The following is a 20,149-nucleotide window of genomic DNA, read 5'->3' as shown; positions in this document are numbered from 1 at the left end:
GTGACCCAACAGCCCTGCGGACGGGGAGGACACCGAACTGAGGAGCGACATGGGCGCCTACGCCGAAGCACCACCGCGGAAGCGGGTGTGCTTCGGCTCACCTCTGCTCGCGCGGAGAGGACCCTGCACCCTCACACTGAAGCGCTCCGACTCCGGCTCACCTCCGCTCGCGCGGAGAGGACGCCGACATCCTGATCACAGGGCACTTCCACCACGGCTCACCTCCGCTAGCGCGGAGAGGACATCGTCCACTCGGAGCCCGCGACTTCGTCTTGCGGCTCACCTCCGCTTGCACGGAGAGGGCACGTCCTTGCACTCCAGAGCCTCGTCAGGCCCCGGCTCACTGTCGGCGACGCTTGAAATGTGAGCCGATTCCGGCGGGTGAAAAATGACCCCCCGCTGCGTCAGTTGATGTTGGTCATTCCCCGGTGTTGGCGGCGGGAACCCGTCCGAGGTCGCGGCCGCGCATGCGATAGCTGTCGCCCTTCAGCGAGATGACCTCGGCGTGGTGGACGAGTCGGTCGATCATCGCGGCGGCGACGGTGTCGTCGCCGAAGACCTCGCCCCAGCGCCCGAAGGGCTTGTTGCTGGTCACGATCACCGAGGCGCGTTCGTAGCGGCCCGAGATGAACTGGAAGAACAGGTTCGCCGCCTCGGGCTCGAAAGGGATGTAACCCACTTCGTCGACCACGATCAACGGGATCCGTCCCAGCCGGGTCAACTCATCGCTCAGACGCCCTGCTTGATGGGCTTCGGCGAGGCGGGTGACCCACTGGGCGGCGGTGCCGAAGGCGACCCGGTGGCCGGCCTGGCAGGCCCGGATGCCGAGCCCGGTGGCGAGGTGGGTCTTGCCGGTGCCGGGCGGCCCAAGGAAGATCACATTCTCCTTTCCGGCGACGAAGTCCAACGTCCCCAGATGAGCAATGACCTCGCGTTTCACGGACCGCTGGTGGTCGAAGTCGAAGTCCTCCAGCGACTTGCGAGAGGGAAAACGGGCCGCCCGGATGCGTCCCTCGGCGCCGTGGGAGTCGCGGGCGGCGACCTCCCGCTGCAGGCAGGCGGCCAGATACTCCTCGTGGCTCCAGCCCTCGTCGCGGGCCCGCTCGGCGAGCCGGGCTGCCGCATCCCGCAGGGCCGGAGCCTTCAGCGCCTTGGTCAGATAAATCAGTTCAGAACCGACGTCGCGGCTGGTCCTGGCCTGGTTCGTGCCGTTCTTCATGCTCATCACGCTGCCCCTTCGCCCGTGCTCAGCCCGCCGTCGATGACGCCGAAGATCCGGTCGTAGGCCTCCAGCGACCGCTCCTCGACCTCCGTCACGTCCACCGGCGCCGGTTTCGTGCCGGCGGCCGCCTTGCGGGCGGCTGCGGCAGCCGCAGCGTGGTCCGGGTCGGTGATGGTCTGGTGGCGGGCCCAGCTGCGGGCATGGCGGGCGACCTCGACGCCGTCGCAGGTCACCAGGACCTGGTCCAGGTCGGCGGCGACCTGGACGCGGCGGCCAACAGCCAGCGGATGCACCGAGTAGTCACAGGTGTCCAGGCGGACATAGTGGTCCCTCGGCAGCCGCAGCGATGCCTTCCACCAGCCCGGCGGGGCGATCGGCGGCAGGGCCAGCATCCGCGAGCGGTCGGCTTCCAGCCGGTCCGCCGGGCGGGCCTGCAAGGTGCGGTGGATGCGCCGGTTGGCCCTGGTCAGCCAGTCGGCGAGCTGGATGTTGAAGTCGGCCGGCGAAGTGAATACCCGCCCGGGCAGAAACGACGTCTCGAGATAGCCGTTGGCCCGCTCGACCAGGCCCTTGGCTTCCGGATCCCGCGGCTTGCAGAGCAGGAACTTGACGCCCAGCAGTCCGGCGAACGCGGCGAATTCATCGGTCAGCTGAGGACCGCCGGGCCTCCAGGAACCGACGGCTCCCTCGTTGTCCCAGACCAGCACCCGTGGGACGGCGCCCAGCTCGGTCAGCAGCCGCCAGTGCCCGGCGATCAGGTCGGCCGCTGACCTGGAGGGCAGCATCCGGGCGGTGATCCACCGCGAGTAGCCCGCGACCATGACCAGCACCGGCGGCCGCCCGACCTGGCCGAAGCCGAGCGGGATGTCGGCCGGCGGGAACCACAGGTCGCACTGGCCGATCTCGCCCGGCTCATAGACCGTCCGCGAGGCCGGATCCGCAGGCCGATAGGCCGGCCGCAGGTCCCGGACCCGGTCCTTGAGCACGGTCAGACCACGGTCCCAGCCGATCCGCTCGGCGATCACCGTCGCCGGCATCTCAGGCCACTGCTCGAGAAGTTCACGGATCTGCGGCTCGACCGCGTCCACGATCGAGCCCTTCGGAGCCCGCTGGTACTTCGGCGGCGCGTCGTCCGCGATCGCCCTGCGGACAGTGTTCCTCGCGATCCCCAGCTTTCTTGCGATCGCCCGAACCGGCATCTGCTCGGCCCGGTGAAGCCGGCGGATCTCCGCCCAGTCCTCCACGCTGATCACCACTCCTCCCGGCCTGACTCAACGAGCCAGACCCCTGGAGAGGGTCAACTTTCAAGCGCCGCTACTGGTCCACTTTTCAGCCGTCGCCGACAGCTCACCTCCGCTTACGCGGAGAGGACGTGTGATGCGGCCACACCGCCCACCCCACCGGCGGCTCACTTCCGCTCGCGCGGAGAGGACCGGCTGACCGGCTCACCTGACGGGCGGCAGAACGGCTCACCTCCGCTCGCACGGATAGGACATGATGTCGCCCAGGACGGAGTCCCAGACCGCCGGTTCACCTCCGCTCGCGCGGAGAGGACTCGGCGATCGAGCGGCTGCTGCTCCTGGCGGACGGCTCACCTCCGCTCGCACGGAGAGGACCGGCCGAGAGTTGCCTGCCATGGGCAGACCTCCGGCTCACCTCCGCTCGCGCGGAGAGGACAGCCACCACCGGTACGTCGAACCGTCGCCGACCGGTTCACCTCCGCTCGCCCGGAGAGGACGCGATCAAGCAAGCTATCAGCGCTGTGCTGTCCGGCTTACCTCCGCTCGCGCGGAGAGGACCCGGACGTCACCACGAAACCCGAATCGGGATCCGGCTCGCCTCCGCTCGGGCGGAGAGGACCCGCCGATGCCCACGGCTTCGACCGTGTAATCCGGCTCACCTCCGCTCGCGCGGACCTGGAGGTCCTGTGGCACGGCTCACCTCCGCTTACGCGGAGAGGACAAATCGAAATCCGTGCCCTGGCCGATGGTGACCGGCTCACCTCCGCTCCCGCGGAGAGGACTACCGGACCGTGTCCGTCGGCAGCCTGTCCCACGGCTCACTTCCGCTCGCGCAGAGAGGACCGGCTGACCGGCTCACCTGACGGGCGGCAGAACGGCTCACCTCCGCTCGCGCGGAGAGGACGACACCACGGTGACCGGGTAGACGTCCATGCCCGGCTCACCCCCGCTCGCGCGGAGAGGACAATCAGATCCCCGGTCTCGAGAACGGATACGTTGGCTTACCTTCGCTTGCGCGGAGAGGACAGTGACCACGACGTCTCCTTCTGCGACGGCTGAGCCTCACCTCCGCTCGTGCGGAGAGGACACCGGCATCGACGAGGACGGCAACGTCCACGACGGTTCACCTCTGCTTGTGCGGAGAGGGCGCCGGGACCATCGTCGGCACCGGGCGGGCGAACGGCTCACCTCCGCTCGCGCGGAGAGGGCACCTGGTCAGAACTCAGCGCGCCGTTCGCGTTCGGCTCACCTCCGCTGGCGCGGAGAGGACGCCTCCGCTCGGGCGGAGAGAACGGCACCAGTGCCCTTCCCCCGGGCCTCCCTTCTACGGCTCACCTCCGCTCGCGCGGATAGGACAGGAGGATCTGCTCCAGCTCACTGACCAGGTACGGCTCACCTCCGTGGGCGCGGAGAGGACACGCCGTGCAGCTCGACCACGACGACTGGGCACGGCTCACCTCCGCTTTGCGAAGAGAGGACCATCTGGAGGCCGGCCTGACGCAGCGCCACGAACCATCTTCGCTCGCGCGGAGAGGACGTGAACGCTATCGTCTCCGTCCGCGCGCTGTACGGCTCACCTCCGCCCGTGCGGAGAGTGCTACCCGGACGCCGCCGGCAAGACCGTCTATCACGACTCACCTCCGCTCGCGCGGAGAGGGCACCGACGACGCGTACCCCGAGGCGACGCAGAACGGCTCACCTCCGCTGGAGCGGAGAGGACTCCCTACGCACCCCCAGACAGGCGCTGATGTCCGGCCCACCTCTGCTCGCGCGGAGAGGACGCTCCACGGAATGGGAGCGGAAGTTCCAGGAGCGACTCACCTCCGCTGGCGCGGAGAGGGCGCTTCGTCCTCCGCTCGCGTGGACAGGACGAACTGGGCGTACCGTCCACCGACGTGGATGCCGGCTCACCTCCGCGCGAGCGGAGAGGACATCATCTCGCCGGGGAGCGTCGGCCGGCGGACTGGCTCACCTCCGCTCGCGCGGAGAGGACAGCTCCAGCGCGGGCGTCTTCCCGTCCTGCGTCGGCTCACTCCGCTCGTGCGGAGAGGACTTCGGCCGCCTGGTGGCGATCGACCCACTCGACGGCTCACCTCCGCCGAGCGGAGAGGGCCCCTTCGACCTGCGCTCTGGGGTGACAGGTCTGCGGCTCATCTCCGCTCACGCGGAGAGGACCCGAGTATGCCGGTCTGCGTGCGCCTGGTCACCAGCTCACCTCCGCTCGCGCGGAGAGGGTCCCCATGAGGGATCCGCGGCCGCCGCGAGGCCGGTTCTCCTCCATTCGCGCGGAGAGGACTCGTGGCGGAGGTCGTAGATACGCTGGTCGATTTCGGATCACCTCCGCTCGCACGGGGAGGACGTCGGCCTGGCGGTGGAGCTCGCCGTGAACGTCGGTTCACCTCCGCTCGTGCGGAGAGGACCGTACCCACAGACGCCGAGTGACCCGGCGCACCTCCGCTCGCGCGGAAAGGACTTCTCTCCGCCGGTACGGGAGACGGTTCCGACCGGCTTACCTCCGCTCGCACGCCCGGAGAGGACATCCGGTGTGCCAGGTGGGAGAAAACGACGGTCGGCTCACCTCTGCTCGCGCGGAGAGGACGGCACGGACGGAGTCCACATGAGCGACGCTGGCGGCTCATCTCCGCTCGCGCGGAGAGGGGTGGGTCGTCGAGCTGGACGCCACCGGCTGCAACGGCTCACTTCCGCTCGCGCGGAGAGGACTGCCTCGGCTGGGTCACCACCGACGGCGGCACCGGCTCACCTCCGCTCGAGCGGAGAGGACTACCGGTGGGACATCAACCAGACCGGTTGGGCCGGCTTACCTCTGCGTGCGCGGAGCGGGTATTTCGTGACCTGCGATGTCGTGGGTGTTGCGTGATTCTTTTTTCAAGGTGCGAGTGTGTTTGTGATGTTACTCGCGTACGAGGCCGTCGAGTCGGGACAGGTGGTGGGTTTTGCCGTTGAGTCGATACGGCCGTCTTCCTGTGCTGGTGACGCGTTGTGGCAGGAGGAGGACGTCTTGGAGGGCACCGATGTGCCGCCAGGTGGTGGGGGTGTTGGTTTCGGCGCCGTGTCCTTGGAGCCATCGGTGGTCGACTTGGACGGTGTGGGCCATGAGGTTGCGGATGGTGGCTGTGTCTCGGGGGTCGATGTGGGTGGGGAGCGGCCGGTGGCGTGCCTGGCGGTCGAGCCAGGGGCGGCCGTTGGTGTCGGTCCAGACGGGCAGGACGCGGACGCTGTCTGCGCCCAGTCGGGTCACGAGGAGGTTCTCGTCGTCGATGGTGGTGAGCGGGTGGAGGTCGCGGATCAGCTGGGTGGGGGTGGGGATGGTGGCGGTGTCGGCGAGGGCCCGCGTGGCGTGTTCGGTGGCGAGATCGTGGGTGCCGGCGGTGGTGGTCCAGTCGGCGGCGTAGACCTGGTCGACCAGGCTTTGGACATCTTCGGGGATGGCGCAGATGCCGCCGCCGAGGCCTTGGAGGGCCGTCACGGTGCGGTTGAGGAGGTTTTCGCTGTAGACGGTGCCCCATCTCTGGGGTGGGAGTTTTCCGGTGGGGATGAGGACGGTCATGGCCGGGGCGGGGGCCCAGGCGGGGCGGTCGGTGCGGGGGTGGCGGTGGCATCGGCCGGCGCGTTGGAGGAGGAGGGCGATCGGGGCGAGGTCGCTGATGACGTGGTCGAAGTCGACGTCGAGGGATTGTTCGATGACCTGGGTGGCGACGACGATGACCGGCCGGGAGGGGCGACGGCCGCGGGCCGGGGTGTAGTGGCCGTCCGGGGTGGTGCGGGCGGCGCGGGGCTTTCCGGCCCAGTGCTCGATGCGGCGTGTGACGCCTCGGCGTTGGCGTGCGGGCATGCGGGCGTGGAGCAGTTGAACGAGCGGGGCGGTGGGGCCGGCCCATGCGGTCCTCAGGTGGCGGGCGGTGGCCTGGGCGTCGGCGACGGTGTTGCAGACGACGGCGGCGCAGCCTCGGCCTTCGTCGATCATGGGCTGGAGGGTGCGGGTGAGGGTGGCGAGGCGGCTGTCCGGGTTGGTGGGGGAGGCTTGGTGGCGGATGTGGTGGAGGTTGACGGCCAGGCGGCGGGCACGGGTGGTGGGGAGGGTTTCGCTGGTGGTGACGGTGCCGGTGGTGGCGTCGATATGGGTCCAGCCGGGATAGGTGGGGGCGATGGTGGCGGGGCTGGTGTGGCCTGCCCCGGTCCGGTAGGCGGCTGCGAGTCGTGTGGCGATGGTGCCGGTGAGGGTGGCGGACAGCAGGATCACGGGGGTCCGGGTGTGGCCGAGCCATTCGAGGAGGCGTTCGGTCAGGCGATGTCCGTAGGCGTCGTAGGCGTGGGCCTCGTCGATGACAACGGTTTTGCCGGTGAGGCCGAGCCAGCGCATGACGTTGTAGCGGACCGGGAGGGCGGCGAGGGCCGCGGTGTCCCAGGTGCCGACGGCTACGCCGGCCAGGAGCCCGCGGTGGCGCCCTTTGATCCACTCTCCCGCGGTGGTTGACGCGTCGGTGAGGACGCGGTCTGTGTCGGGGTTGTAGTCGGCGTTGAGCCAGGCCATGGAGTGCAGCAGGGCGACGGGCATGCGGACGCTGGCGGCCTGGGCGACGTGCTCGGTGATGCGGGTGTGCATGGCGTCGGTGGTGGCCATGGTCGGCAGGAACACGCCGAGGCCTTCGGTGCGGGCGGCGTGACCGAGGACGTGCGCGGTGAACAACGCCGTTTCCGTTTTGCCGTCCCCGGTGGGGGCGGTGATGACGACCAGACCAGGACCGTTGACGAGCGCCGGGAGGCGCTTGGCGAGGTCAGCCTGAAGAGGGTACGGGTCGGTGATGAACGGGAACATCGCGGTGAACGACTTGGCCGGCTTCCAGACCGCGGAGGCAAGCTGGACCTGCGCGAGAGCCTCCGGCGCTGCCCTCTGGGCACGTTCGGCATGCGTCTTCCAGTCGCGAGGGTCACGGGAGTGCTTGCGCTCCCAGTGGCGTGCGCGAACCCAGCCGATCCGGGAGGCGAGCCAGTCCGCGAGAACGATCAATCCTGTCGCTACGACGCAGGCGCCCCCGGGGGCGAACAAGGCAGGCGGCTCGGGGCTGCCACACAGAGCATGAACAGTGTGGAGATGCGCGGCCCGCTGCGCGCTCCAGCCGGCCGCCCCGACGCGCGGCTCCTGGTCCTCGGGGCCGGTGAGAGTGCGGGCGTTCAGGGCATTGCCGTAGGTGCCGTGGTGACCGCCGAGGATTTGCCCGATCTGGTGGGCGATCGACCGCAGTGGACGGCCGCTCGTTGGGTAGCCCGCCTGCGCGAGAAGCATGGGCGCGGTGAGGTGAGAGACGCGCTCGTGCCGGATCGAACTGCGGTCGTCCGGGACAGGGTATGCGGGGTCCTCGAGGAGACCGGCCGCCGCCTTCTGGTCCTGATGCTGAAAAGCCGGGCAGATCTTGCCCAGGTCGTGCAGTCCAGCCCAGAACATCACCAGTTGCCGAGCGTGCACCTCGGTAACGCCCCAGCCTTTCGCGATGATGTCCCGCTGGCCGGCGGTGAGGTAGTTGTCCCACAACTGTCCGGCGATCATCGCGGTGTCGATCAGATGGCCGAGGACCGGGTACGGCCCCACGTCTTCCAGACCATCGGACTTGCCCCACAGGCGATCCTCAATGAGGGGCCGCATCATCAGAGATCTCCAATCAGATCCAGAAAATCTCCGCGTTTGCGGAGCACGCATCATCCACTCGTAGCCGGCGATCTCGTCCTGCGGGACACCTCCGCGTAGGCGGAGCGCATATCGCCCGCACCATCGGCCAGGGCACCAACAACGGGACATCTCCGCGTACGCGGAGCCCATGCAAAGACGTTTTTGTCGCCGGTGATGGGGTTCGGGACACCTCCACTCACGCGGAGCGCACCCTCTCTAACCTGTGCTGTCTTGGTTGCGTTGCTGTGTCACTGCTCGCGGTGGGGTGCGATGGAGAGGAGTCCGAGTCCGTAGGCGCGTCCTTGGCCGATGCCGGTGGTGATGGCCTGGCGGAGGGCGTGGGTGTCGGTGATGGTGGCGATGCCGTCGAACCGTGTGACGTTGAGGCGTGCGCGCTTCTTGTCGCCTCGGGTGGCGAGTACGGGGGGTTGGGGGGTGTCGAGGATGAGCTGCGGTGTGAGACCGGCGTGGGCGGCTTTGCGTTCCCACCAGGTGAGGGCGGCTTCACCGGTGAGGGGGACGCGGCGGCCTCGGCGGCCGGGGACGAATTCGGTTTTGAGGGGGTTGGCGTCGATGCGGTAGCGGATGATGCGGCCGGGTGTCGCCCAGTCGAGGAGGGGGTTGAGTTCGCGGTAGTCGATGTCGGCGGTGGTGTAGCTGGCGGGGAGGGCGTTGCGGTTGATGGTGATGCCGGTGGACTGGATGAGCAGTTTGGCGCCGGTTGGTTCGCGTTCGAGGCGGTAGAGAACGTTGTGGGCGGTGCGGGGGCTGGTGCCTGCCTGGTCGGGAAAGAGTGCGCTGATGCGGCGGTGGAGGGCGGTGTGGTCGCGGAGGTCGTTGTGGAAGTCGCGTGAGCGGGGGTTGAGGGTGATGCGGGCCAGGTGGACGGTGGTTGCGGTGGCGGCAGTGGTCATGGCGTCTCCTGGACGGCAGTGGTCTTTGCGTAGGCGGTGAGGGCGGTGAGCCACTGGGTTCCGCGGCCGGCGCAGAGGCTGGCGGGGAGGGCGCGCTGGGTTTCCCACAGGTCGCGGGTGGTGAAGGTGCGGCCGGGTGCGGGGGTGTCGCGCACGGTGGTGGTCGCCGGGAGGTCAGGGGTGGGCGGAGCGTCGTGGATGAAGGTGACGTCGATGGTGGCCGCGTTGCGGGGCCGGTCTGCGTGGAGTGGGGCGCGGTCGAGTTCGGCCACGGGGTCGTCCAGGTCCGTGCGCAGGAGGATGGGGGTGTCGGGTGGGCAGGAGCGGCGGCCGAGGTAGGGGGCGAAGACCGGCTCGGCAAGGGCGTGAGCGGCGAGGGCGATGGTGTCACCGGGGCCCGTGACGGCGACGGTGAACGCGGCGTCCGCGAGGTACCACCGTTCGGTGATCATCGTTCCCTCCCCGGGCTTCTTCCGTTTGCCGTCGGCGGTGGGTGGGGTGAGTTCCCTGGGATAGCCGCCGCCGATGGTGTGGAAATCCATCTCGCGGTGCCCGGGGCGGTCGACGCGGATGACGTAGCGGAGTTGGGCAAGGTCAGTGTTCTCGTGGTCGCGGGGCCGGCCGAGCGCGGAGGCGAGAAGGCCCGTGAGGGCAGACCTGGTGGGCGAGGTGCTGGTGGGCCTCACTTTGAAGTCGGCGGGTCCACCCCAGCTTTGCAGTGGGGCGGACAAGTGCATCAGGAAGCCGGTCAAGGGTCCTCCTTGGTGTGGTGGGGCGGATGCGACCTCCGCGTGCGCGGAGCGGTCCCGGGACGGTGTGCTTCAGCTCCGCGGGTGCAGGTGGCAGGCCGGGTCAGCTGGTGTGCTTGGTGATGGTGGCGAGGGTTCGGGTGATCAGGTCATCGACCGCGTCCACGCGGTCTCCGAGGGCGGTGAACTCGGTGTCGCTGAGGGTGACGTGAGCGTGGTCGGCGATGCGGCTGGTGCCGAGCATGCGGGCGTGGGCGGCTGCGTGGGCGTTGAGGGCGTCCAGTGAGGCGGTGACGTAGCCGTTGGTGGTGGCGGGGATGGGGGTCTCGAACGCGCCGACGAGGTTGACGGGCCGGTCGGTGCGGACGGCGATGTGGATGAGGTGGGGGACGGTGTGGGGTGCGGTGCCGGAGGCCTTGGCGGGCATGATCGCCAGCGGGAAGGCCCGCAGGAATGCTTCGGTGACCTGCTGGGCGGTGGCGGTGTCGCCGTCGAGGTTGTCGATGAGTTCGCGGACGTTGAGGGTGGCGTAGCGGTAGAAGGTGGCGGAGGTGTAGCGCTGGTCGCCCATGTGGCCTGCGCCGGTTTCTTCTCCGGCGTCGTGGATCAGGTCGTCCACGGCGGAGAAGAAGTCGATCTGGGACGGGCCGGCGTGGGTGCCGATGCTGTGGGCCATCTGGATGGCGCCGGCGACGGTGGATCCGGCTTCGTTGGCAAGCATGCGGCCGTAGGCAGCGATGGATGCGTTGCGCTGGCGGAAGACTTCCAGCACAGCTGACTGGAGCTCCTTGCGCTCGGCGGCGGGGATCTTCTTGTAGGCGGTGGCGAGGGGACCGGTCTCGACGGCCTCTTCCTCCTCGGAGTCGGCGTCAGCGTCCTCGGTGTCGCTCTTGGCCTTCTTGGCTTCGGCCTTCGCCTTGGCTTCGGTGATGGCCTTTGCCGCGGCGCCGGCAGCCTTGGTGAGGACGTCGCGGCGGCTGTTGGCGATCTCGGCGAGGGAATCGAATGCGGTCTCCGGCAGGAACAGCAGGGCGTTGGTGCCACCGGCGTCCGACAAGCCGAGGCCTTTGACGTCGGCCGCGAGGATCAGCATCTGCGCGGCGGCAAGAGCGGTGGTCTCGTCCCAGCCGGTTGCGGTCAGGCGCTTGGCGACGGCGAGGGGGGTGCCGCGGGTGCGGATGGCGCGCGTACCGAGGGCCTCTTCCATGTGCGTGCGACTGTGGCGGCGTCCGTGCTGGGATGAGAGGCGAGGGCGGGACACGCCGCCGTAGGTGGCCATCTTCGGGGCGCCCTGCCGGTCGCGGTTGAGGTTGCTGTAGGGGGCGGAGTGGATGATGTGGACGTCGATGTAGAGCGGGGTCACTTACTGGTCTCCTTCGAGCCTGCGGGAGTGGTGTAGGAGCGGGCCCAGTCGATCCGGACGTCGGGCGCCCAGCGCTGGTAGCGGATGCTGTCGCGGAGCAGGACCGGCCACCTGACCGGAATGTTGCTGGAACGCAGAAGGCTGATGGTGGACGGGAGTTCGGCCATGAACGCCTCGTAGTCGAGTTCGCACAGGTGAGAGAGGAGGCCGGTGGCCGTCTCGCGGCGCATGCCGACGCGCGCAGCGCGGGCGAGGGACCAGCCGAGGTTCTCCCACGGCTTCGCCGGGGCGGGTTGCTTGACGGTGAGCGGTTTGTCGCCGGCGCGGGGGTTGGGCGCGTCGTGGACGGCGTACAGGGCCGCGACGAGCAGGAACGGGTGTTCGGCTTGGCGGAGAGCGTGGTGGGGGGTGTCCTCACCGACAGGGATGCCGCCGGCGGGCATGAGGTGCACGTAAAGGGGCCAGGGGTTGTCGAGATGGTCGGCGAGACCCTGCCGTAGGGTTGCGCGGCCTTCGGGGGTGGCGCAGGCGCGGCGGACGGTGTTCATGAACCGCTCGCAGGTGGCGAGACTGTTTTCCTTGGACGGCGGTGATTCGGTCGTCACGGTCGGGGCTCTTTCTCGTGGTCGCGGATCAGGTGGTCTTCTTCGTGGTGCGCCGGACCTTGGGGTGGGTGAGGGTGGCTCGCGCCTGGGCGATGGGAATGAGGCCCGTGGGCGTGGAGGCGTCGGCGCGGGTGGCGTCGTCGTACAAGGCGATGGCAAGTGAGTGCAGTTGGGGGTCGGTGTCGGCGTTGAGGGCCTGCCAGAAGCGGCTGTCGGCGCGGTCCCAGTAGGCGGCGATCGCGTCGTTGGTCCAGGGGCACTCGGAGCGAGGATCGGGACTCATCGCGTTCCACGCAGACCGCAGGGCGGCCGCCAGGGCCTTCGCAGTGTCCTCGGCCGTCTTGCGGGTGGATGCGACCAGAGCCGCCCTTTCGGGGTGGCGGCCCGAGGTGTAGTCGGCGATCGGGACCGGGGTGATTTGCTCGAACCAGATCTCTTCCTTCTCCTGCTTGTCCTGGTGACAGGCGAGAGCTCGTGCGCGGATGGGGCCGAGTCGGTCGAGGGCCTCGATGGGGAGGGTGTCGAGGAGCCGGATCCACGCCGGCGGGGTGGTAGCCGCCTTCGTGGTGTCACCGGGGCGCTGGATGTGGATAAGGGAGTCGAAGTCCCGTACAAGGGCGCGGGCGTGGTTGGCGCGGACGGGACCGCCCTTGCTGCGGTTGATGAGGAACGGGTCGCCAGCGGCGGCGACGGCCTCGGCCGCGACTTCGAGAGCCTTCTTCGCGCCGGCCTCCTTCACGGCGGTGGGTACGGGGGATCGCCATGCTGCCCAGACGGCGGTGATCTGGCCGGTGGCCGGGTCGGCATGGGTGAGGGTGGCGTGCGCGGCCCGGTTGATGAGCCGGGACACGGGGCCGGATGGCAGTTCAGGGTGGAGGGGGTCGGGCAGGGTGGCCTGTTCCCACTCGGGCAGGTCGGGTCCGGTGACGGGGATGTCGGTGGGGTGGGGTGCCGACAGCAGGAGGTTGGTGTATTCGTTGCCGGTCTCGGGGTGCCAGGAGATGACGGACCGAAGCGGGGCGGCAGCCATGGACTTGTGCGTGATGCCGTTGTGGCTGCGGTTCGCTCCGAGTCCGCACGGCCCGTACTGCCGCCACGCGAGGATCCACCAGAACGCCTCGTACGGCGTGATCGGTGCATCCTGCGGAGTCCGGTTCAGCCAGGGCTGATTGTTCCCGGACGCTCGGGTCATAACGAGCTTCGCCGGCGGCGCCGGGTCGCCGCACTCCTCAGCGAGGCGTGGGTCCTGGAGGAACGGCCGCTCAGGGTCGTCCAGGTTGAACCGGTGACCCCACCTGGCGACGTAGGCGCTCACCTCTGTGGGATCAAGGTGACCTTGATCAAGGAGTAAGTCCCAGCGGTCGTCCCACGCGTCGGGGCCAGCGATGTCCAGGCCGCTGACGCGGATGAACAGTGCCACGAGGAGCCGGCGCAGGGCGGAGGAGACGGCAACGTTAGGGACATCTAGCGTGCCGAGATGCGCAGCCGAGAGCACCTCACCGAGAGGAGTAAGAGTCGTCAGGCCCGGAGCGGCAGCAGGCAGCGCGCCAGGCACCAGACGCGAGAGTTCGGTGGGGTCGGCGGTGTGGCACCACTTCATCGGCACGCACGGCGACATCAGCACATTGAACACAGAGAGTAGCTCCAGCCGGGACGGTGGCTCCCGGTAAACGGGAGCGATAAAACGTCAACTGCCTGCGTAAATAAGGGTCGTTGACCTGCTGTCTGATCAGCGACAGGGTCAACATAAAGTGAGATAAGACGGGCGCGCAAGCGAATGAATTAACTGTCAGTGGCGACCTGTACAGTGGCCGCGGAAGCACTCCGCGTGCCCCAGAAGTAGCCACCGGGGGAGACCGCGACCTGAGCCGGACGCGAGTTCCAACCGAGCAAAAGTGGCCTCACCATTGCGGGCGGCCTGTAACAGCCACGCAACCTTCCAGGCACGCACTCAAGAGTCGCTGTCGCCCGTGTGACCTCGTAGGCGAGCGGGCCTCGCGTGACGCCCTTCTTCTGGGAGCGGCGGGAGGCAAGACAGCCGATCCGGCCGATCTGCCAGATATATGCAGCCATCCTCGCAGGGCACGGACACGCCAGAAGGCGCACTAGCTACAACCTGACCAAAGGTCTTCTTCTGGGTGGGGGTTGCTCGTGCTCACGATCAATGTGGCGGTGTTGCTGGCGGTCATCATCGTCGTGCGGCTGCGCCGGCGGACCGAGGCGCGCAACCGCAACGACGAGAAGCTGACGGTACTGATCGTCCTGGTCTTCGGCGTCCTCGTTGCGCCGACCGCGTTCGGGCGGGGCGTGTTGGACGTCGTGGCGAAGCTAGCGGCAGGCATCACCGACTCCAGCCGCTGAAGCGCGAGGGATGCCACCCGATGCGGCGGGGTCGCCCCGCGGGCGCAACGCGCAGCAGCTGCTCGCCGACGCACGCACGGGCTGACTGTGTAGCCAGCCCCGGGCAGTAGAAAAGGCCGGCACCGCTCAGTCCGCCGAAGCGGGTGGCACGGGGTACCGGCCAGCCGAAACGACATTCCGAGCCGGGTCGTCGACGCGGGCACGCGCGAGGCGCTCGCCGACTTCCTCACCGCATACCCGGCCGTCGCCCAGCACGACAGCTACGTCACCACGCACGCCCTCCGTCTTGGCTCCGAGGCACCCCCTGACTACAGCCGTCACGAGGACGGCCGCGGCGGACTGACGGTCAACTGGCAGATGCCCCACGGACCAGCCACCACAGACGAGCGCCGCGAGTACCTGCGGACCATCACGCGCTCCTACGCCGGGGAACGGTATTTCCTGCCCGTCCTCCCCTCAATGAAGCAAGAACTGCATCCACTCATGGCGTGGTGGGCCGTTCTGTACACCCTGTCCATGCTCGCCCGCTACCAGCCCGCGACCTGGGTCAAGCTCATCAGCGTCGATGACAGTCAGCACGCCCTCCCGATTGAACGGCTTCTGGAACGCGCGATCAGCCACCTTCCTGTCCTGATCGCGGACACCATCACCGAAATCAGCACCTGAGCGCGGGCACGACGACGCCCTGGCCATCACCCGAGACGGGCCTGTGCTTCCCCAGCGTCCGGCCGTCCTGTACAGGCTGGGTACGACCAGGCGCTGCCGCTCTCGGGAGGACAATGTCGATCTGATCGAAGGGGAGGCAAGATGAGCGGGTTGAGGGACCTCGAAGAGTGGGTCGGACGGGTACCAGACGCCGATGTTCGGCCACTGGTGAAGGAGGCCTACCGCGCCTACACAGCAGGCGCAGCCAGGGCCGCGATCGTCCTGACCTGGACAGCAGTCTGCGCCGACCTGATAGGCAAGATCCGCCAGCTCCATGAGGAGGGCGAGGGCGACGCAAAGCCGCTCGTGCAGCAGGTCGAGTCCGCCCAGGGCCACCTGGACGCCACAGCGGTGCGCACCATGCAGAAGGTTGAAGACTCACTGCTTGACACCGCCTTGACGCTGGAGCTGATCGACGCATCGCAAAAGCTCCAGCTGCAGCGCTTGCGCGAGGACCGCAACATGTGCGCTCATCCCTCGCTGCGCCCACTAGGAGAGTTGTTCGACCCCCAGCCCGAATACGCACGTGCTCACTTGGCCGCCGCCCTGGACGCAGTACTGGTTCACCCGGCCAGCCAAGGACGCAAAAGCATGCAAGCCTTCACGAACCACGTTACCGACCCAGGCTTCGTCGGCGATCCGGTCCACATTGCGCAGGTCTTCTACTATCGCGTACGCCCGACCTCCCGACGCCGCATCACCGACCTCGCTGCCAAGCACGCCCTCCTGGAGCTGCCCGCAGACGGGATCACAGACTCTGAACTCGCCGATCGAATGGCGACCTGCCTTCGAGTCTTCGCAGCCCAAGAACACGACCTCGTCCGCAACGCCATCACCCGAGCAGCACAACGCCTGCTCACCGCGCCGACACCGGTGCAACTACGGGCAGCCGGACGAATGGGAGACCTCGAACCATTCTGGTCAGGAACCGACGAGCCGATGCACAGCCAACTCGACGCCCTCATACGCACGGTAGGCGCCACCCACGCCGAGGAGAGCGCATGGCACAAGATGCTGAGCCCTGACGAACTCCAGGCGCTGGCCCTGGCCACAGACCCCCGCGTACGCGCCACCCTTCCCAGCCTAGAGAAGGCATTCACCGACCTGCCAGCCCACAAGCGGGCCGCGGTCATAGCGCAGAGCCCCAGCACCTACTTCGCAGAACATCTGGCAGCCCTCATGGCCGATGCCGGCGGCTTCGACCACGGCGAGTCCCTGGCGCGAACGGCAGTACTGCCCTGCGCCAGCTACCTGACGCACGACCAACTCCAAGCACTGCTCTCAGCTTGGGAAGAGAATCCGCAATGCTGGGGCCGCCTCATGCCCTACTACCTCGTCAGCCTTTACCAAGCGACCAGCCACCTCGGCGACTCCCGGAAGAAGCTGTGGCGCCAACTGCTGGAATCACTTGACCAGGAACGCCCGGCATACGCGGTGATCGCAGCGGCCATCGAAGAAACCCCAGAAACGGCCACAGAGGAATAGTCAACGGCCTTAAGCCAGATAAGCGGCAACGAGGCTTTGAGCGACGATAGACCGCTGAGGTGTCCGTGAGGCCCGCCACCGTCTTGGCGAGCCTCAGACTGGCCTAGTGACGACTCGTCCACCAAAAGGCCAGAGAAGACACTAAAAGCCCCCCAACAGCAGTTGACGCCCTGCGGATCAGTCCGTCGGGGGCCGTGCGCATGTGCGATCTATCGGTTTGGCGACAGCGGAGTGAGCGACAGCGAGGCTTGAGGGTGCTCATGCTGGGCGTGGGTTGTTTCGGGGCTGAGGGGGCACTGTCCGGGAGGTCAGAGATCCACAGAGCATCGCTGTCGTTGAGCGTTATCGCGTGAGGGGTGACGCTGTCTCAGTTTGGTTAGTTCTGATGCGCTGAAATCCACCACGGCGACTGCAGGTTCGGCCATGTGCTCATGCATCGCATCTGCGCTGAAGGCACTGGGGCATGTTCGAGCGATGGCAGTCAGCGGCGTGTGCGCCAGGTTCCGTACAGAGCCGCGACAGCGCTGATGACGCCAGCGAAGCCCGCTTCGCCGACGGCGAGGTAGATGCCGGCACAGGACGCGAGAAGCACCACGAGCACCACGGCGTCAGGAGCCGGCACCTTGCGTGTCCTGGGTGCCACCGTTGGGTTCTTTCGGGTGCGGGGCCGTGTGGAAGCAGGGTTCATAGAAGTGCTGTCTGCGTTGGTCATGACTCCAGGAGACCGCCTTCGCAGCCGTCTTCCCAGTGACTCGTACGACCCCGTACGGCCCCGGACAACACCATTGAGGATTGGCCCGATCCCGGACGAGGCTGGACGTCCGGATCCGTTCGGCACAATCCGCGTACGCACGCCGACACAGGGCTCTACCGTGGCTTTTCGTACCAGAGAAGGGAGATCTGATGATCGGCGAGGAGTCTGCAGTGGATCCGCAGGGCAACGAAGTGATCAACGCGTTCGAAGCCGCGCTGACCGCCTTCGCCGAAGAGCTGACCCTGCTCCATATTGCTAGCGGTTCCCCCTCCTACGCGACCATCGCCTCCGCCTCAGTGCGATCGAGACTGACGAAGTCCGGCCTGACCGAGATGCTCACTGGGAAGCGGCTGCCCTCGCAGGAAGCACTTCTAGAGTTCGTTCGGGTCGTTACCACCCCGAGCGGGTTGGACAAGCCGACCGCGGCGAAGTTCCGTGCAGATCCCGACATGGTCCAGGAGTGGCGCGACCGCTGGCAGCACGTCAAAGTGCTGCAGCGCCAGGCCCAGCGTGCGAAGAAGCGCCTGCGTGTGACAGACAAGCAGGTCCACGACGACACCAGCTACGAACCTGAATCCCTGCACATAGCCGAGCAAACCCGTACGAGCGAAGACACGAGCGGCGACGACACCTGCACGACGACGCAGCAGGAAGACTCGGGTGACGTGACGGCCGAGGAGTACGTCCGCATCGTCGAATCGACGTTCGATACCAGCATTCCGAAGGAAGCACGAATTACCGCCTGTATGGCTGGGAGCCTCGTGAGCCTTGTAACCATTTGTATCGTTGCGTTGGCCTGGGCTGATAATACCGAACTCTTCGTGAAAATTATGTACTCGGCTAGTGTTCTGATGGTGCCCTGGGCAGCCGCATTAGCGGACATCATCAACCGAACTCAGGTGTTGGACGCGAGACGGCAGATCGTTCTGCTTTACCTTCTTGCTGCCGGCGTTATGGCCGGACCTACAATTTCCTATCTGGAGGGCCATCTAGCCGAAGGCCCGCTACCGGTTCAAATCGTCATCTACGCGGTGATGTTGGTCACCACTACCATGCCGCTAGCGTTGCTGAGTGGTGCTGTGGACGGTCTCTTCCCTGAACTCGAGGATGAGGTGAAGGACCTGATCAGGAAAGACCGAGCGAGAGTCCAACAGCTCAATGCAGACAAGCAGAAAGCAATTCAGCGGGCCCGCAGCTGGCGTCGCTACTATGAGCTGCAGGGTGAGCCTCTGGTTTCACGGCCCCAGCCGGTTCCTCGTGAGGATGCTTCAAGCTGACTGTGGCGACTCAGAGGACTTTGTTCGGCGGTTATTCACTTGTTGCGGCCCCCCTGAAAGTGAGCAGCTCTTCGAGGGCTGACCTGCGCATTGCTCAGTTTGATGAGCGGGGCGCACTTGAAGTTACTCGTAGGTAGGTTGTTGGGGTGTGTCGGTTGAGTGGGTGTGATCTGCGGTTCTTTCTGGGTTGCTCACGCTGAGCGTTGACTGCTCAGATTTGCTGGGCGGCCGGTTGTGGCGGTCGAGAACAGGTGGGCTGGCCGTGGCCGGATAGTTTCTCTCGACTGGTGTCGGCTCTGCTGGTACCACCATCGTTCTCGCCGGGTCGCTCGCCACCTGGTTGCCGTCGGGCCCCTGACAGTGCCCACAGCGCAGGCCGGGGTGTGGTCGGCGGGACGTGGGTGCAGCGTGGCTTGTCCACAAGGTTCCGTACGCCGAGTATGAGCGGCATGATCGAACGTGACCACGCGCCGAATGCCGGCACGGGACTGCTCGGAGCGTACTTCAGCCGCCGCAACCGCCAGGCACCTACCGACGACGGTGTCGGCACCGGCAGGTGGATCGCCATCGATGAGTCCGGCTATAACGGTGATCAACTCCATGGCCGCGACCGCTACATGATCCTGGGTTCGGTGGCCATCGATGACGCCGAAGCCGCCGCGATCGTGGACACGCTGAGACGTGATGCGGGGATCCAGCAGTCCGCGACGGAGGTGAAGTTCCAGAAGATGTTCACCGGCGGGGGAGCCAGCCGGCGCCGCCGGCTCCTGGGCGAACTGCTGGGGCCGGGCGGGTCCTTGCACGATCGTGCTTCGGTGTACGTGATCGACAAGCACTACTTCGTGGCGGCCAAGCTCGTCTCCCTCCTGCTGGAGGAGCGGTTCAACGCCCTGGGTTACGACATCGACAGCAACGGCGTGGGCCGGCAGCTGGCTCTGGACCTGGCCACGGAAGGCCCCCGAGCCCTGGGCCGCGACGGCTTCGACCGGCTCATTGCCACCGCCGTGGGCTTCTTCTCCAAGAAGAACCGCACGGGCGACCAGGTCACGGTCGACGACTTCTACGCCGTCATCCGGGAGTCCTATGCCTACGCCCGCCGCCGCAAGGCGCCCCAGGCGAAGAAAGCGGCAGAGGTCCTGGACATGTTGCGCAAGACCCGCCCGGAGGCGGAGGAGTTCGCCCGTGAGCGTCCGGCCGAGGCTACACCGACCGGAGAGCACGGCCTTCTGGATGACGCGATGGACCCCCTCGTCACTGCGGTGCCCACGGTCATTCTCCACGCGTCGATACGCTACGGCGGCAAGCTCCAGGTGCTCGCGGACGATCAGCGGCTGCTGACCGATGACAAACTCGAGGTGCTGGAGCGCGGGGCCACGGCCGTGGGTCTGGTCCACGGCCTCATCAAGGAAAACCACCTTCAAGATCTGGTACGCGGCCGTTCGGTGGACCACCCCTCCCTCCAGCTCGCTGACCTGATAGCGGGCGCGGGGCGTGTGGTTGCGCGGTGGCATGACGGCGAGGATGAGCCCGCTGGAGACGAGCTTCACCTGGTGGTGGCGCCGCTGGTGGATCCCGGGGGACTGCTCATGGACGAAGGGCATGAGGATTTCGCACGAGTCGATTCCGCGCGTGCGAAACGCCGCTGACGCCAACAGGCTTCGGGAACCGGTGGCGTGATCGGCGTAAGCCGGCCGGTGTGGTGCGGAAACCGGCTGCTCCGCCGACTCCGCGCGTCATGTCACTGCCCCCCCGGGTGGACATGCCAGCCGTCATCCGGGGGGCTCTTG

General features: G+C 67.4%; 13 protein-coding genes. 5 read left to right on the top strand and 8 right to left on the bottom strand.

Annotated elements, in window-relative coordinates; translation table 11 throughout:
* Window positions 1–418: 418 nt before the first annotated feature.
* The 8 genes from istB to casA all read right to left on the bottom strand — a co-directional run bounded on the left by istB (window position 419) and on the right by casA (window position 13,380).
* On the bottom strand, window positions 419–1,225 hold the full coding sequence (gene istB / locus B1H29_RS00280) for an IS21-like element helper ATPase IstB (RefSeq protein WP_055422288.1): 807 nt from the start codon (window positions 1,223–1,225) through the stop codon (window positions 419–421).
* Window positions 1,225–2,475: an IS21 family transposase gene (gene istA / locus B1H29_RS00275; RefSeq protein WP_055422289.1), complete on the bottom strand. Its 1,251-nt coding sequence runs from the start codon at window positions 2,473–2,475 to the stop codon at window positions 1,225–1,227. Before istA ends, istB begins: the two co-directional genes overlap by 1 nt.
* Before the next feature lie 2,899 nt (window positions 2,476–5,374).
* Complete coding sequence (locus B1H29_RS00270; RefSeq protein ID WP_055422290.1) at window positions 5,375–8,128, bottom strand: CRISPR-associated helicase/endonuclease Cas3; 2,754 nt, start codon at window positions 8,126–8,128, stop codon at window positions 5,375–5,377.
* Window positions 8,129–8,397: 269 nt separating this feature from the next.
* Window positions 8,398–9,063, bottom strand: a complete 666-nt coding sequence (gene cas6e, locus B1H29_RS00265; RefSeq protein ID WP_055422291.1) for a type I-E CRISPR-associated protein Cas6/Cse3/CasE — start codon at window positions 9,061–9,063, stop codon at window positions 8,398–8,400.
* On the bottom strand, window positions 9,060–9,815 hold the full coding sequence (gene cas5e / locus B1H29_RS00260; RefSeq protein ID WP_055422292.1) for a type I-E CRISPR-associated protein Cas5/CasD: 756 nt from the start codon (window positions 9,813–9,815) through the stop codon (window positions 9,060–9,062). The genes cas6e and cas5e overlap by 4 nt, the downstream gene beginning before the upstream one ends.
* A 100-nt stretch (window positions 9,816–9,915) precedes the next feature.
* On the bottom strand, window positions 9,916–11,175 hold the full coding sequence (locus B1H29_RS00255) for a type I-E CRISPR-associated protein Cas7/Cse4/CasC (protein ID WP_055422293.1): 1,260 nt from the start codon (window positions 11,173–11,175) through the stop codon (window positions 9,916–9,918).
* A complete protein-coding gene (gene casB, locus B1H29_RS00250; protein WP_159027743.1) occupies window positions 11,172–11,780 on the bottom strand; it encodes a type I-E CRISPR-associated protein Cse2/CasB in 609 nt (202 codons plus the stop codon). The genes B1H29_RS00255 and casB overlap by 4 nt, the downstream gene beginning before the upstream one ends.
* Before the next feature lie 28 nt (window positions 11,781–11,808).
* Window positions 11,809–13,380, bottom strand: a complete 1,572-nt coding sequence (gene casA / locus B1H29_RS00245; protein WP_234393225.1) for a type I-E CRISPR-associated protein Cse1/CasA — start codon at window positions 13,378–13,380, stop codon at window positions 11,809–11,811.
* A gap of 551 nt (window positions 13,381–13,931) precedes the next feature.
* Here casA and B1H29_RS00240 point away from each other — a divergent pair.
* From B1H29_RS00240 to B1H29_RS00220, 5 genes are all read left to right on the top strand, one after another.
* Window positions 13,932–14,141: a hypothetical protein gene (locus B1H29_RS00240; protein ID WP_055422352.1), complete on the top strand. Its 210-nt coding sequence runs from the start codon at window positions 13,932–13,934 to the stop codon at window positions 14,139–14,141.
* A 174-nt stretch (window positions 14,142–14,315) separates the two neighbouring features.
* The gene (locus B1H29_RS40105) at window positions 14,316–14,807 is read left to right on the top strand and encodes a YaaC family protein (RefSeq protein ID WP_079159906.1); all 492 of its coding nucleotides are present in this window, start codon (window positions 14,316–14,318) and stop codon (window positions 14,805–14,807) included.
* Window positions 14,808–14,948: 141 nt separating this feature from the next.
* Window positions 14,949–16,331, top strand: a complete 1,383-nt coding sequence (locus B1H29_RS00230) for a hypothetical protein (protein WP_055422296.1) — start codon at window positions 14,949–14,951, stop codon at window positions 16,329–16,331.
* A 903-nt stretch (window positions 16,332–17,234) separates the two neighbouring features.
* On the top strand, window positions 17,235–18,362 hold the full coding sequence (locus B1H29_RS00225) for a hypothetical protein (RefSeq protein WP_055422297.1): 1,128 nt from the start codon (window positions 17,235–17,237) through the stop codon (window positions 18,360–18,362).
* A gap of 449 nt (window positions 18,363–18,811) precedes the next feature.
* The gene (locus B1H29_RS00220) at window positions 18,812–20,008 is read left to right on the top strand and encodes a DUF3800 domain-containing protein (protein WP_055422298.1); all 1,197 of its coding nucleotides are present in this window, start codon (window positions 18,812–18,814) and stop codon (window positions 20,006–20,008) included.
* Window positions 20,009–20,149: the final 141 nt, after the last annotated feature.

Origin of the sequence: Streptomyces pactum, assembly GCF_002005225.1 — a bacterium.
GTDB classification, from domain to species: domain Bacteria; phylum Actinomycetota; class Actinomycetes; order Streptomycetales; family Streptomycetaceae; genus Streptomyces; species Streptomyces pactum_A.
The sequence above is the reverse complement of the archived record's forward strand: the minus strand, read 5'-3'. Positions and strand labels throughout refer to the sequence as shown.

What these genes read in the sequence shown, in the direction of transcription:
- istB (WP_055422288.1), bottom strand. Translation starts at nt 1,225, where the DNA reads ATGAGCATGAAGAACGGCACGAACCAGGCCAGGACCAGCCGCGACGTC.
- B1H29_RS00270 (WP_055422290.1), bottom strand. Translation starts at nt 8,128, where the DNA reads ATGATGCGGCCCCTCATTGAGGATCGCCTGTGGGGCAAGTCCGATGGT.
- cas6e (WP_055422291.1), bottom strand. Translation starts at nt 9,063, where the DNA reads ATGACCACTGCCGCCACCGCAACCACCGTCCACCTGGCCCGCATCACC.
- casA (WP_234393225.1), bottom strand. Translation starts at nt 13,380, where the DNA reads ATGAAGTGGTGCCACACCGCCGACCCCACCGAACTCTCGCGTCTGGTG.
- B1H29_RS00230 (WP_055422296.1), top strand. Translation starts at nt 14,949, where the DNA reads ATGAGCGGGTTGAGGGACCTCGAAGAGTGGGTCGGACGGGTACCAGAC.
- B1H29_RS00225 (WP_055422297.1), top strand. Translation starts at nt 17,235, where the DNA reads ATGATCGGCGAGGAGTCTGCAGTGGATCCGCAGGGCAACGAAGTGATC.
- B1H29_RS00220 (WP_055422298.1), top strand. Translation starts at nt 18,812, where the DNA reads ATGATCGAACGTGACCACGCGCCGAATGCCGGCACGGGACTGCTCGGA.